This window comes from Streptomyces sp. NBC_01717, from assembly GCF_036248255.1.
Classification (GTDB): domain Bacteria; phylum Actinomycetota; class Actinomycetes; order Streptomycetales; family Streptomycetaceae; genus Streptomyces.
Genome location: NZ_CP109178.1, coordinates 5,279,903 through 5,293,116 on the forward strand (window position 1 = coordinate 5,279,903; position 13,214 = coordinate 5,293,116).

12 protein-coding genes are annotated in these 13,214 nt (G+C 71.4%); 10 read left to right on the plus strand and 2 right to left on the minus strand.

Going from position 1 to position 13,214, the window contains the following annotated elements; all coding sequences use genetic code 11:
- Nucleotides 1-54 precede the first annotated feature (54 nt).
- A complete protein-coding gene (gene radA / locus OHB49_RS23950) occupies nucleotides 55-1,467 on the minus strand; it encodes a DNA repair protein RadA (protein WP_329162881.1) in 1,413 nt (470 codons plus the stop codon).
- A gap of 239 nt (nucleotides 1,468-1,706) precedes the next feature.
- Here radA and OHB49_RS23955 point away from each other — a divergent pair, with 239 nt between their 5' ends.
- Complete coding sequence (locus OHB49_RS23955; RefSeq protein WP_443079556.1) at nucleotides 1,707-3,491, plus strand: BACON domain-containing protein; 1,785 nt, start codon at nucleotides 1,707-1,709, stop codon at nucleotides 3,489-3,491.
- A gap of 32 nt (nucleotides 3,492-3,523) precedes the next feature.
- On the opposite strand, the gene OHB49_RS23960 is transcribed toward OHB49_RS23955, so the two are convergent.
- A complete protein-coding gene (locus tag OHB49_RS23960; RefSeq protein WP_030972393.1) occupies nucleotides 3,524-4,393 on the minus strand; it encodes a hypothetical protein in 870 nt (289 codons plus the stop codon).
- A gap of 40 nt (nucleotides 4,394-4,433) precedes the next feature.
- On the opposite strand from OHB49_RS23960, the gene OHB49_RS23965 reads away from it, so the two are divergent.
- The 9 genes from OHB49_RS23965 (at nucleotide 4,434) to proC (ending at nucleotide 13,213) form a co-directional block, all read left to right on the plus strand.
- On the plus strand, nucleotides 4,434-5,381 hold the full coding sequence (locus OHB49_RS23965; protein ID WP_329162887.1) for a Ppx/GppA phosphatase family protein: 948 nt from the start codon (nucleotides 4,434-4,436) through the stop codon (nucleotides 5,379-5,381).
- A 297-nt stretch (nucleotides 5,382-5,678) separates the two neighbouring features.
- Nucleotides 5,679-6,506, plus strand: coding sequence for a sugar phosphate isomerase/epimerase family protein (locus OHB49_RS23970; RefSeq protein ID WP_037852381.1), 828 nt, complete (start codon nucleotides 5,679-5,681; stop codon nucleotides 6,504-6,506).
- Nucleotides 6,503-7,144: a TetR/AcrR family transcriptional regulator gene (locus OHB49_RS23975; protein WP_030972399.1), complete on the plus strand. Its 642-nt coding sequence runs from the start codon at nucleotides 6,503-6,505 to the stop codon at nucleotides 7,142-7,144. Before OHB49_RS23970 ends, OHB49_RS23975 begins: the two co-directional genes overlap by 4 nt.
- Nucleotides 7,145-7,313: 169 nt before the next feature.
- Nucleotides 7,314-9,164 carry a dihydroxy-acid dehydratase gene (gene ilvD / locus OHB49_RS23980; RefSeq protein WP_329162889.1) on the plus strand — a complete coding sequence of 617 codons (1,851 nt, stop codon included), beginning with the start codon at nucleotides 7,314-7,316 and terminating at the stop codon, nucleotides 9,162-9,164.
- Nucleotides 9,165-9,311: 147 nt separating this feature from the next.
- Nucleotides 9,312-9,848 carry a hypothetical protein gene (locus OHB49_RS23985; protein WP_329162890.1) on the plus strand — a complete coding sequence of 179 codons (537 nt, stop codon included), beginning with the start codon at nucleotides 9,312-9,314 and terminating at the stop codon, nucleotides 9,846-9,848.
- 24 nt (nucleotides 9,849-9,872) lie between these two features.
- A complete protein-coding gene (locus OHB49_RS23990) occupies nucleotides 9,873-10,637 on the plus strand; it encodes a class I SAM-dependent methyltransferase (RefSeq protein WP_329162892.1) in 765 nt (254 codons plus the stop codon).
- 98 nt (nucleotides 10,638-10,735) lie between these two features.
- Nucleotides 10,736-11,503, plus strand: coding sequence for an ABC transporter ATP-binding protein (locus OHB49_RS23995; protein WP_329162895.1), 768 nt, complete (start codon nucleotides 10,736-10,738; stop codon nucleotides 11,501-11,503).
- Nucleotides 11,500-12,327, plus strand: a complete 828-nt coding sequence (locus tag OHB49_RS24000; RefSeq protein ID WP_329162898.1) for an ABC transporter permease — start codon at nucleotides 11,500-11,502, stop codon at nucleotides 12,325-12,327. The genes OHB49_RS23995 and OHB49_RS24000 overlap by 4 nt, the downstream gene beginning before the upstream one ends.
- A 76-nt stretch (nucleotides 12,328-12,403) precedes the next feature.
- A complete protein-coding gene (gene proC, locus OHB49_RS24005) occupies nucleotides 12,404-13,213 on the plus strand; it encodes a pyrroline-5-carboxylate reductase (protein ID WP_030972408.1) in 810 nt (269 codons plus the stop codon).
- Nucleotide 13,214: the final 1 nt, after the last annotated feature.

Here is a 13,214-nt window from a genome sequence, read left to right on the forward strand (position 1 = left end):
GTGCCCTTATGTCCCTCATACCGTTCGTACGGACGGGCGAGACCAGGGCAAAGTCTACCGGCGTGCGTCGGCCTCCCGTGGGGGCTCTGTACGAGACCGGCGCGGGAGCACTCCGAGCGCGTCGCCCATGTTGGCGACTTCCGTGACCTTCATACCGGGTGGAACCCTCCCCGGGTCGGTCGGGACCAGTGCGTGGGTGAAGCCCAGGCGGTGTGCCTCGGCCAGTCTGCGTTGCACTCCCGTAACCCTTCTGACCTCGCCCGCGAGGCCCACCTCGCCGATCGCCACCAGGTTCTTCGGTAGCGGTGTGTCGCTCGCCGCACTGGCCAGCGCAAGCGCGATCGCAAGGTCCGCGGCGGGTTCGGAAAGCTTCACGCCGCCGACCGTGGCGCTGTAGATGTCCCGCTTGCCGAGCGCGCTGATCCGGCCGCGCTGCTCCAGAACCGCCAGCATCATCGAGACCCGGGACGTCTCCAGGCCGGAGGTGGTGCGCCGCGGTGAGGGGATCTGCGAATCGACCGTCAGCGCCTGCACTTCGGCGACGAGCGGGCGCCGCCCCTCCAGCGTGACCGTCAGACAGGTGCCCGGCACGGGTTCGTCGCGCCGGGTGAGGAAGAGGCCGGACGGGTCGGCGAGGCCCGTGATGCCCTCGTCGTGCAGTTCGAAACAGCCGACCTCGTCGGTCGCTCCGTACCGGTTCTTCACGCCCCGGACCAGCCGGAGGCGCGCATGCCGGTCGCCCTCGAAGGACAGCACCACATCGACGAGGTGCTCCAGCAGCCGCGGCCCGGCGATCGCGCCGTCCTTGGTGACATGGCCGACCAGCAGCGTGGACATGCCGCGCTCCTTGGAGGCGCGGATGAGCGCACCGGCCACCTCCCGGACCTGTGCCATCCCGCCGGGTGCGCCCTCGATCTCGGGCGAGGCGACGGTCTGCACGGAGTCGAGGATGAGCAGGGACGGCTTGACCGCGTCCAGATGGCCGAGGACCGCGGAGAGGTCGGTCTCGGCGGCGAGGAAGAGGTGGTCGTTGATCGCCCGGATCCGGTCGGCGCGCAGCCGTACCTGGCTCGCGGACTCCTCCGCGGTGACATAGAGGGTGCGGTGCTCGTCACTGGCAGCCTTGGCGGCCACATCCAGCAGGAGCGTCGACTTTCCGACACCCGGCTCGCCCGCGAGCAGCACCACGGCGCCGGGGACCAGACCGCCGCCGAGCACCCGGTCCAGCTCGTCCACCCCGGTCGGCCGGGCGGTGGCCTGCCGGCTGTCGACCTGGCCGATGGGGAGTGCAGCCGAGCTGACGCGGCCGGCCGCCGTCGTCCGAACGGCAGGGGCGCCGCCGAACTCCTCGACCGTCCCCCACGCCTGGCATTCGGGGCATCGGCCGAGCCACTTGGCGGTCGTCCAGCCGCACTCGGTGCAGCGGTAGGACGGCCGGTCCTTCGCGGATTTTGTACGGGCAGCCATGGCGCCACCGTATAGGTGAGGACTGACAACGCCGCCCGGCGCGGGTACGCGGGAGCTCGCGGTGGTGTCCGTGGCGTGTGGGGAGGGGAAGCGCCGGGGTGCGGGGAGAGGGGTGACCGGGCAGGAAGCCCGACGGAATTGACGATTCCTGTCCCCTTTCAAGGGATACGTTCACCCGTAAGGGTTAAATGTGCGAAAGGGGTGCCAAGGCCACGCTCTGCCTTGCTTACGGTCGCAAGGTGACGAGCAGCAGGCTGCAGACCCCCAGGCACCCCACCGGCGCGCACCGGGCGCAGCGCCGTGCGCCCCAGGCGTCGCCGGAGCGAGCGCCCGCCCGTTCCGAGGCGTATCTCGACGGCCTGTTCACCTACTGCCTCTCCGTGCTCTGCGATCACGACGGAGCCGTCGAGGCCCTGGGTGCCGTCCTCGCCATCGCGGAACGGCAGGACGGGCGGTGCCCCAGGGGCGAGGAGGAACGTAAAACCTGGCTGTACGCGCTGGCCAGGTGGACGTGCCTGCGCAAGCTCGCGGAGCAGAAGAACCAGAAGCAGAACCGGGGCCGGCAGGCGCACCGCCGGCAGGCCGCCAGGCAGCCGGGCGGTGCGAGCGCGGCCGCCCGGGCGGCGCACTCACAAACCTGTCCGCCGCCCGACGCCACCGCCCTCGCCGCAGATGCCACGGACGCCTCCGAGACCGCCGCGGCAGCCGAAGCGCACCGCCGTGAACTCGCACAGCTCGCCTGGCCCGAGGCCGCCGGCACCACGCCCGAACAGCGCGAAGCGCTCGAACTGGCCGTACGCCACCGCCTCGCCCCGCGCGCCGTCGCCTCCGTCCTCGGCCTCGACCCCGCGACCGCCCGTGAGCTCCTGGCAGCCGCGGCCTGCGAAGTGGAACGCACCCGGGCCGCCCTCGCCGTCGTCGAGACCGGCAACTGTCCCACCGTCGCCCGGCTCTTCGGCGACCATCGCGTCCTGCTCTCCGCCGCCCTGCGCAGCGAGCTCGTCCGCCACGTCGACGACTGCCCCCGCTGTCGCCGCGCCGCCGAGCGGGCGGGCGCCGAAGGCCCCTGGCCGGGCGCCTCGGTCAGCCCGGGTGCCGCACTTCCGGTCGTCGAGGCCCCGCGGCCCTCCGCGTACGTGGCGATGGTCCATGCCCAGAGGAATCGGTCCGCCACTCCGCGCTTCGACCGGACGGGCTTCCCGATGGACCCGAAGGACCACGCCGCGCGCCGGGACCGGCTGCGGGCGAGAGTCGTGACGACGACGTTGGTGGCGACGGTCGTCGCCGCCCCGGTGATCGCGCTGTGGTCCGCCTACCGGGGCGCTCCGCTGACCGGCGAGGGGCACGACGCCTCCTCGGTCACCGCGACCGAGGAGGACGGCCGGAGCGAGTTCGACGGCGACCCGTACGACCGCTACCAGAACGCGGGCAATGCCAGCCCCGACCCCGGCTCCCGTTTCAAGGACGGCAGTCGTACGCCGGATGTCTCCGCGGAAGTCATCAGCTCCGGGACGGGGCAGCACGGCCCCGGCCGGCTCGCCGTCACGGCCCACTCGTCCGGCGACACCACGCTGATCACACTGACCGCCTCAGGCGGTGCCCCCGTGGCCTGGTCGGCGCGGGCGGATGCGTCCTGGCTCCGCCTCAGCAGGCACTCCGGAACCCTCGCCGCGGGGGAGAGCGTCACGATCCGCGCCTACGTGGACCATGCGCGGGAACCGGCCGGGGCCTGGAGCGCGAGCATCCGTCTCGCCCCGTCGGGCTCGACAGTGCTGGTCCGCGGGCACAGAGCGGCGCCGGCCCCGTCCGGCGGCCCGACCGGCCCCACCAAGCCGTCCCACCCGAGCCATCCGTCCGTCCCACCGTCGACCTCGCCCGACCCGACCCATCCGACGGACCCCACACAGTCACCGACGGACCCGGAACCGTCCCCGGACCCGTCGAACCCGTCCACCCCCCCCGACCCGTCCCCTGACCCCTCCGACCCGGGGACAAGCCCGAGCGCCCCGGCGCCGACGGGCTGACAGACGGCTTCAGCCCGTCGCCCCGGCCTCGGTCAGGACCCCGCAGGCCCCGGCGGCTGCACCGGAGGATCCGCAGGATGCGGCGCCATGGGCAGCAGCGAGGACAGCCGCTCCTCGCACAGCTCGACCAGCCGCTCGTACCCCTCCTTGCCCATGAGCTCGGTGAGCTCGGGCCGGTAGGACACATAGACCGGCTCCCCGGCGCCGTGCGCCGACGTCGCCGACGTGCACCACCAGTGCAGATCGTGACCGCCCGGACCCCAGCCCCGGCGGTCGTACTCGCCGATCGAGACCTGGAGCACGCGCGTGTCGTCGGGCCGGTCGATCCAGTCGTACGTACGCCGGATAGGCAGCTGCCAGCACACGTCCGGCTTGGTCTCCAGGGGCTCCTTGCCCTCCCGGAGGGCCAGGATGTGCAGCGAACAGCCGGCTCCCGCCGCGAACCCGGGCCGGTTCTGGAAGATGCAGGAGCCCTTCCAGCGGCGCGTCTGGCGTTCCCCGTCGTCGTCGACCTCGACCCAGCCCGTCTCCGTACCGACGTCATGGAACTGCCACAGCTCCGGGGTCAGCCGGGAGACATGGTCCGCCACCCGCTTCTCGTCGTCCTCGTCCGAGAAGTGCGCGCCCAGCGTGCAGCACCCGTCGTCCGCACGGCCCGCCTGGATGCCCTGACAGCCACTGCCGAAGATGCAGGTCCACCTGGAGGTCAGCCAGGTCAGGTCGCAGCGGAAGATCTGTTCGTCGTCCGCGGGGTCGGGGAACTCGACCCAGGCACGTGCGAAGTCGATCCCCTTCTCGTCTTCGGACCGGTCCGGCCCGTTCACTTCCGGCTGCTGCATCTCCTGCTTCATTTTCTGCTTCTTAGTGACTTTGTCCGGCTTCGCCTTTTTCGTCTTTGGCACGGGCCAAGGGTAAGTCCGCGGGAGCAGTAGCGTGCCGGGTATGAGACTCGGAGTCCTCGACGTGGGGTCGAACACGGTTCATCTGCTGGTGGTGGACGCGCACCCCGGCGCCCGCCCGCTGCCCGCGCATTCGCACAAGGCGGAGTTGCGCCTGGCCCAACTGCTGGACGCGGACGGGGCGATCGGACCCGCCGGCGTGGACCGGCTCGTCACGACGGTCGCCGATGCGCTGCAGGCCGCCGAGGACAAAGGTTGCGAGGACGTGCTGCCGTTCGCCACGTCCGCGGTACGGGAAGCGAGCAACGCCGACCGGGTGCTGGCCCGGGTACGGGAAGAGACCGGCGTCGACCTCGCTGTCCTCACCGGTGAGGAGGAGGCGCGGCTCACCTTCCTCGCCGCCCGCCGCTGGTTCGGCTGGTCGGCCGGGAAGCTGCTGGTCCTGGACATCGGTGGCGGTTCGCTGGAGATCGGTTTCGGCATCGACGAGGAGCCCGACACAGCGGTGTCGCTGCCGCTCGGGGCCGGACGCCTCACCTCCGGCTGGCTGCCGGGCGATCCGCCGGACCCGGCGGAGGTGAAGGCGCTGCGCCGCCATGTGCGGGCCCAGATCGCCCGTACGGTCGGCGAATTCAGCCGCTCCGGCCGTCCTGACCATGTCGTGGCGACCTCCAAGACGTTCAAGCAGCTCGCCAGGATCGCGGGCGCCGCGCGCTCCGCGGAGGGCCTGTACGTACAGCGCACCCTGACCCGCAAGGCGCTGGAGGAGTGGGTACCGAAGCTGGCGGCGATGACCGCCGACCAGCGCGGGCGTCTGCCCGGGGTCTCCGAGGGGCGGGCCGCGCAGCTGCTCGCCGGGGCGCTGGTCGCCGAGGGGGCGATGGACCTCTTCGGGGTGGAGGAGTTGGAGATCTGCCCGTGGGCGCTGCGCGAGGGAGTCATCCTGCGCCGCCTGGACCACCTCCCGACGGTGTCCGCGGCCCTGAACTGACCCACGCCCACCCACCTCACCCAGCCACCCACCCGGCGGACCGGACGACGCGAACGAGCCACAGGAAGCCGTCCGGACGCCGGCCCGGAAGCCGACAGAGGCCGCGGAAGCCGTCCGCGGTCAACCGGAAACAGGTCGGCGCCGACCGGAAGCGTCCGGCGCCGACCGAAAGCCGCCCGCAACCGACCGGAAGCCCGGCCGAGGGCCGATCGGAGGCACGCGGAGCCGACCATGGCCCTGCTCACTTTCCGCCTCGGCCCCTCGGTGGCGCGCACAGCCGCCCCGTACCCTGTCTCCGTGGCAGAACCAGTGGTGCGCATCCCGGATGCGAAGGTCGCCCTGTCGACGGCTTCGGTCTATCCGGAGTCGACGGCGACGGCCTTCGAGATCGCCGCGCGTCTGGGCTACGACGGTGTCGAGATCATGGTCTGGACCGACCCCGTCAGCCAGGACATCGAGGCGCTGCGACGGCTCTCGGACTATCACCAGGTGCCGATCCTCGCCGTTCACGCGCCCTGTCTGCTGATCACGCAGCGGGTCTGGTCCACCGATCCATGGGTGAAGCTCCAGCGGGCCCGGGTGGCCGCGGAGAAGCTCGGAGCGTCGACGGTCGTCGTCCATCCGCCGTTCCGCTGGCAGCGGCAGTACGCGCGCGATTTCGTCACCGGTATCTGGCGCATGGCGGACGAGACGGACGTGCGGTTCGCCGTCGAGAACATGTACCCGTGGCGGTACCGGGATCGCGAGATGCTTGCCTACGCCCCCGGCTGGGACGTCACCAACGACGACTACCGTCACTTCACCGTCGACCTCTCGCACACGGCGACCGCCCGCACCGACGGCATGGCCATGGTCGAGCGGATGGGCGACCGGCTCGCCCACATCCACCTGGCCGACGGCAAGGGCTCAAACAAGGACGAGCACCTGGTGCCCGGCCGCGGTGACCAGCCCTGTGCCGAACTGCTGGAACGGCTGGCCCGTACCGGCTTCGACGGCCATGTGGTCATCGAGGTCAATACCCGCCGCGCCATGTCCGCCGCCGAACGTGAGGCCGACCTGGCGGAGGCGCTGGCCTTCACCCGGCTCCACCTGGCGTCCGCGACGGCGCAGGCGCCGCGCCCATGACCACCGACGGCGACGGTGGCCCGCACGGCCCCGCCGAACGCCCCAAACGCCGCGGCCGCCCCGCCCGTACGGCCGAAACCACCGGTCCCGGCGCCCGCGAACGCATCCTGGAGGCGGCCCGTACCGAGTTCGCCGAACGCGGCTACGACAAGACGTCGATCAGGGGCATCGCCAAGAGGGCAGCAGTCGACGCCGCGCTCGTGCACCACTACTTCGGTACGAAGGACGAGGTCTTCGCGGCGGCGATCGAGGTCTCCTTCGAACCGGCGCTGGTGATCCCGGCCGTCCTCGCCGGCGGCACGGACGGCCTGGGGGAGCGGCTGGCCCGCTACTTCATCGGCGTATGGGAGAACCCGGCGACCAGGGCCCCCTTGCTGGCGATCATGCGGTCCGCGCTGACACACGAGGCGGCGGCCAAGGTGCTGCGCGGCTTTGTGCTGCGGCGGCTGCTGGAACGGGTCGCGGAGACACTTGACGTACCGGACCCGACGTTTCGCGCGGAGCTGGCCGCCTCGCACATGATCGGGATCGCGATGCTGCGGTACGTGATCAAGGCGGAGCCGCTGGCATCGGCGGAGCCGGAGAAGATCGTCGCGATGGTCGCACCGACGCTGCAGCGCTATCTGACGCAGGCCTGATCGATCTTCCGGGCGTCATCGCCCAGCCCGTCCGGTATCCAGGAACCGGTGGCAGGGCGCCCCGCTCGCACAGCGAGCACGCCATCCCGCATTCCGGACAGAGTGTCCAGATCTTGGAGCCGAGGCGTACCCTCGGAGGCAGTCATATCTGTCGAAGGAGCGAGCGACGATGCCCCAGCTGAGGTCCCGCACTGTCACCCACGGCCGCAACATGGCGGGCGCCCGCGCCCTTATGCGGGCCTCGGGCGTAGCGAGCGAGGACATCGGCAAGCCGATCATTGCGGTCGCCAACTCCTTCACCGAGTTCGTCCCCGGCCACACCCATCTCGCACCGGTGGGCAGGATCGTCTCCGATGCCATCAAGGCCGCGGGCGCGGTGCCGCGCGAGTTCAACACGATCGCCGTCGACGACGGCATCGCGATGGGCCACGCGGGGATGCTCTACTCGCTCCCCTCCCGCGACCTGATCGCCGACTCCGTCGAGTACATGGTCGAGGCGCACTGCGCGGACGCGCTGATCTGCATCTCCAACTGCGACAAGATCACGCCCGGCATGCTGATGGCCGCGATGCGTCTGAACATCCCGACGGTCTTCGTCTCCGGCGGCCCGATGGAGGCCGGCCGGGCCACCCTCGTCGACGGGACGGTCCGCAAGCTCGACCTGATCAACGCGATCAGCGACGCGGTCGACGAGAACGTCTCGGACGAGGACATCCTCCGTATCGAGGAGAACGCCTGTCCCACCTGCGGTAGCTGTTCCGGCATGTTCACCGCGAACTCGATGAACTGCCTGACCGAGGTCCTCGGCCTCTCCCTCCCCGGCAACGGCTCCGTCCTCGCCACGCACACCGCCCGCAAGGCACTGTACGAGGAGGCCGGCCGTACGGTCGTCGAGATCACCAAGCGCTACTACGAGCAGGACGACGTGACGGTCCTGCCACGCTCCATCGGCACCCGCGCCGCGTTCGACAACGCCATGGCGCTGGACATCGCCATGGGCGGCTCCACCAACACGATCCTGCACCTGCTCGCCGCCGCGCAGGAGGCCGAGCTGGCCTACGACCTCGACGACATCAACGAGGTCTCGCGCCGCGTCCCCTGCCTGTCGAAGGTCGCGCCCAACGTGGCCCCCGGCGGCACGTACTACATGGAGGACGTCCACCGGGCCGGCGGCATCCCCGCCATCCTCGGTGAGCTCCACCGCGCCGGCCTGCTCGACGAGGACGTGCACTCGGTGCACTCCGCCACCCTCGCCGAGTGGCTGAAGAACTGGGACGTCCGCGGCGGCTCGCCGTCCCCCGAAGCCGTCGAGCTGTGGCACGCGGCCCCCGGCTGCGTCCGTTCCGCGACCGCCTTCTCGCAGTCCGAGCGCTGGGAGACCCTCGACCTGGACGCGGCGGGCGGCTGCATCCGCGACCTGGAGCACGCGTACTCCAAGGACGGCGGCCTCGCGGTCCTCAAGGGGAATCTCGCCGAGGACGGCTGCGTCGTGAAGACGGCGGGCGTCGACGAGTCGATCTGGACCTTCGAGGGCCCGGCGGTCGTCTGCGAGTCGCAGGAAGAGGCCGTCGACAAGATCCTCCGCAAGGAGATCAAGGAGGGCGACGTGGTCGTCATCCGTTACGAGGGTCCGCGCGGCGGCCCCGGCATGCAGGAGATGCTCTACCCCACCTCCTTCCTCAAGGGCCGTGGCCTCGGCAAGAGCTGCGCCCTGGTGACCGACGGCCGCTTCTCCGGCGGTACGTCGGGTCTGTCGATCGGCCACGCATCCCCGGAGGCGGCATCGGGCGGCACGATCGCGCTCGTCGAGGACGGCGACCGGATCAGGATCGACATCCCGAACCGGTCGATCGAGCTGCTCGTCCCCGAGGCCGAGCTGACCACCCGTCGTGAGGCGCTGAACGGCGTGTACGCGCCGAAGAGCCGCGAGCGCAAGGTCTCGGCGGCGCTGCGGGCGTACGCGGCGATGGCGACGAGCGCGGACCGCGGCGCGGTGCGCGACGTCTCCAAGCTCGGCTGACACGCACGCACCCCGGCCTCACCCGGCCTCTTTCGGCCCCCGGCGACCCAGTGGTCGCCGGGGGCCGACGCACACCCGCCGCGGCCCGCCCCCGCCCGGGGCCAGTGCCGCCGCAGCTACCGTCGCCGCCCGGGGATAATCGACCTCGTGAGCGAGAACAGCGAAGCACCCAGCGGCCCGGAGCCCGGATCCACCGCTCCCGGCCCGCAGCCCGAGCCCATCCGCTTCTTCGGCACGACCTGGGTCGAGCACGACGGTCGGTACGGGCTCCGCCGCGTCGGCGTGGCCCTCGGCTCCCTCGCCGCGGCCGTCGCCTCCTGCTTCCTGCTCCGCTTCGCCTACCAGGGCCTGGAGATCGCCGATGTCGGCAGCCTCGTCGGCATCCTGGTCGTCGTGATGTTCGCGGTCTGCAGTGCCGTCGCCTTCCGCAAGACCTGGGAGGGATTCAGCCACCGCCCCGCCGACCAGGCCCGTGAGGACAACCTGCGCGGCCTCAAGACGATCGGCTTCATCGGCTCGCTGCTCGCGTACTTCTTCCGCTCGTTCCTGGAGGCGCCGGGCGAGAAGCTGCGGCGTACGGAGTACGAGACGGCCGTCGCCCGGTACGCGAAGCGCCGCTCCACGAGGACCGGGAACCCGGCGGCCCGCAAGACGGCGAAGGCCAGGAAACCCCGGCGCAAGTAGCCCCACCCGGGCGACGATGGTCCCGTGCCCCACACGAACCGGCCCACCCCCCATCCCCGCGCACTCTCCTTCGACCGGGCCGCCGCCCAGTACGCCGCGGCCCGGCCCGGCTACCCGCCCGCCCTCTTCACCACGGTCGAAGAGCTCACCGGTCGCCCCCTGCGCGGCGCCCGCACCCTCGACATCGGGGCCGGCACCGGTATCTCCACCCGCCTCCTCCACGACCGGGGCGCCCACGTCACGGCCGTCGAGCCGGGCCCCGGCATGGCGGCGGAACTCCACCGGTCGCTCCCGCAGATCCCGATCGTGCGCGGTGACGGCAACCGCCTCCCCTTCGCCACCGCATCGGCTGATCTGATCACGTACGCCCAGTCCTGGCACTGGACCGACCAGGCCCTAGCCGCCCCCGAGGTACTCCGCGTCCTGCGCCCGGGTGGCGCCCTCGCACTCTGGTGGAACGTCTCCGACCATTCCGTCCCCTGGATCGCGGAGCAGGACGCCCGCCTCCGCCGCTTCTTCGGCGCCGACGACAGCGCCCACGGTTCGCCCGTCCGTTCCCGCGACCTGCCGGCCGGGCTCGGCTTCGTACACCGCACGGTGCCCTGGATGCGCCGGGTGCCGCTCGACACCCACCTCGCCAACCTCGGCAGCCACTCCGCGTTCCTCGTCCTCGGTGAGGAACCCACCCGCCGGTTCCTCACCGAGGAGCGCGTCCGCCTCGCGGAGCTCTTCCCTGACGGCACGGTCGAGGAGAGCTACGTGGTCGACCTCAGCGTGGCGACGCGCTGACCGTCATGCCGTAGCGGCGGCTCCACGCCCCCGACAGCCCCGCGTCCGTTCGCCAGGTCCCTTGACGTGCGGGCGCCAAGAGGACCAAAATTCATCGCATGATGAATTCTTCGGGCGTCGCCATCGAGGCCCGCGGCCTCACCGTCGTACGAGGCGATCGAACCGTCCTGCGCGGCCTCGACTTCACCGTGGAACCGGGCAGGATCACCGGCCTCCTCGGCCCCTCGGGCTGTGGCAAAACCACCCTGATGCGAGCTGTCGTCGGCACCCAGGCCAAGGTCACCGGAACCCTCGACGTCCTCGGCACTCCGGCCGGCCACCCCACCCTCCGCCCGCGCATCGGGTACGTCACCCAGGCACCGTCGGTCTACACCGACCTCAGCGTCCGGCAGAACCTCGACTACTTCGCGGCCATCCTCCAGCCGGGCCGCAGCCACCGGGACGCCCGCCGGGCCACCGTCGCCCGGGCCATCGCCGATGTGGACCTGACCAGCCACGCGGACGCTCTCGCCGGCACTCTCTCCGGCGGCCAGCTCACCCGCGTCTCCCTCGCCGCCGCCCTGCTCGGCACCCCTGAACTCCTGGTCCTCGACGAACCGACGGTCGGGCTCGACCCGGTACTCCGCCGCGATCTGTGGAACCTCTTCCACAGCCTCGCCGCCGACCACGGCACCACGCTCCTCGTCTCTTCCCACGTCATGGATGAGGCCGAGCGCTGCCACCGCCTGCTCCTCATGCGTGAGGGCGAGATCCTCGCCGACGGCACCCCCGAGGCGCTGCGCACCGACGCCCGTACCGCCACCGTCGAAGAAGCCTTCCTCCACCTGGTAGACGAGGCCGCCACCCGTCAGGAGAACGCCCGATGAGCTCGACGAACACACCGCAGCAGGCCCCCGCCACTCCGCAGGCAGCCACCGACCCCCACCCCCACGCGCAGCCCGGGCCCCAGGCCCTCAGCCTCGCGCGCACCGTCGCCACGGCCGCCCGCGTCCTGCGCCAGCTGACCCACGACCCGCGTACCGTCGCGCTGCTGCTCCTCATCCCGGTCGTGATGATCACGCTGCTGCGGTACGTCTTCGACGGCAGCCCGCGCACGTTCGACGCGATCGGAGCCTCGCTGCTCGGCATCTTCCCGCTGATCACGATGTTCCTGGTGACGTCGATCGCCACCCTCCGCGAACGCACCTCGGGCACCCTGGAACGCCTCCTCGCCATGCCGCTCGGCAAGGGTGATCTGATCGCCGGTTACGCCCTCGCGTTCGGCGCCGTCGCGATCCTCCAGTCCCTCCTGGCCACCGCGCCCTCGGTCTGGTTGCTCGGCCTCGACGTCGTCGGCTCCCCCTGGCTGCTGCTCCTCGTCGCCCTGCTCGACGCCCTGCTCGGCACGGCACTCGGCCTGTTCGTCTCCGCCTTCGCCGCATCCGAGTTCCAGGCGGTCCAGTTCATGCCGGCCGTGATCTTCCCGCAGCTCCTGCTCTGCGGCCTGTTCATCGCACGCGATCAGATGGCACCCGTCCTCGAAGCCATCTCGAACGTCCTGCCCATGTCCTACGCGGTCGACGGCATGAACGAAGTCCTCCACCACACCGACGTCACCGGCAACTTCGTCCGTGACGTCCTGATCGTGGCGGGCTGCGCCCTCCTCGTCCTCACCCTCGGCGCAGCCACCCTCCGACGCCGCACCGCCTGATGTCCCGGTGCGAGGATGGCGGCGACGACGTACCACCAGAACCGCGTACCACCGCACCGTCCGGAGGGTGAACCGCATGACCCAGACAGTCGCAGTCCTCGGCACCGGCAAGATCGGCGAGGCCCTGCTCAGCGGCATGATCCGGGCGGGCTGGCGCCCCGCCGACCTGCTGGTCACCGCCCGCCGCTCCGAGCGGGCCGAGGAACTCCGGACCCGTTACGGCGTCGAGTCCGTCACCAACGCCGAGGCCGCCAAGCGCGCCGACATCCTCATCCTCGCGGTCAAGCCCCAGGACATGGGCCGGCTCCTCGAGGAGCTCACCCCCCACATCGCCGCCGACCGCCTGGTCATCAGCGCCGCCGCCGGCATCACGACCGGTTTCATCGAGGACCGCCTCGCTGCGAGGACTCCGGTCGTACGTGTCATGCCGAACACCCCCGTCCTCGTGGACGAGGGCATGTCCGTCATCTCCGCGGGCAGTCACGCCACCACCGACCACCTCGCCGCCGCCGAGGCGATCTTCGGCGGCGTCGGCAAGACCCTTCGTGTCCCCGAGTCCCAGCAGGACGCGGCGACCGCGCTCTCCGGATCGGGACCCGCGTACTTCTACTTCCTTGTCGAGGCGATGACCGACGCGGGCATTCTGCTCGGCCTCCCGCGCGCCCAGGCCCACGACCTGATCGTGCAGGCTGCCATCGGCGCCGCGGTGATGCTCCGCGACAGCGGCGAACACCCGGTCAAGCTCCGCGAAGCCGTCACCAGCCCGGCAGGGACCACCATCAGCGCCATCCGCGAACTGGAGAACCACGGCGTCCGGGCCGCCCTGATCGCTGCCCTCGAAGCAGCCCGCGACCGCAGTCGCGAGCTGGCCTCGGGCAACGGCTGAC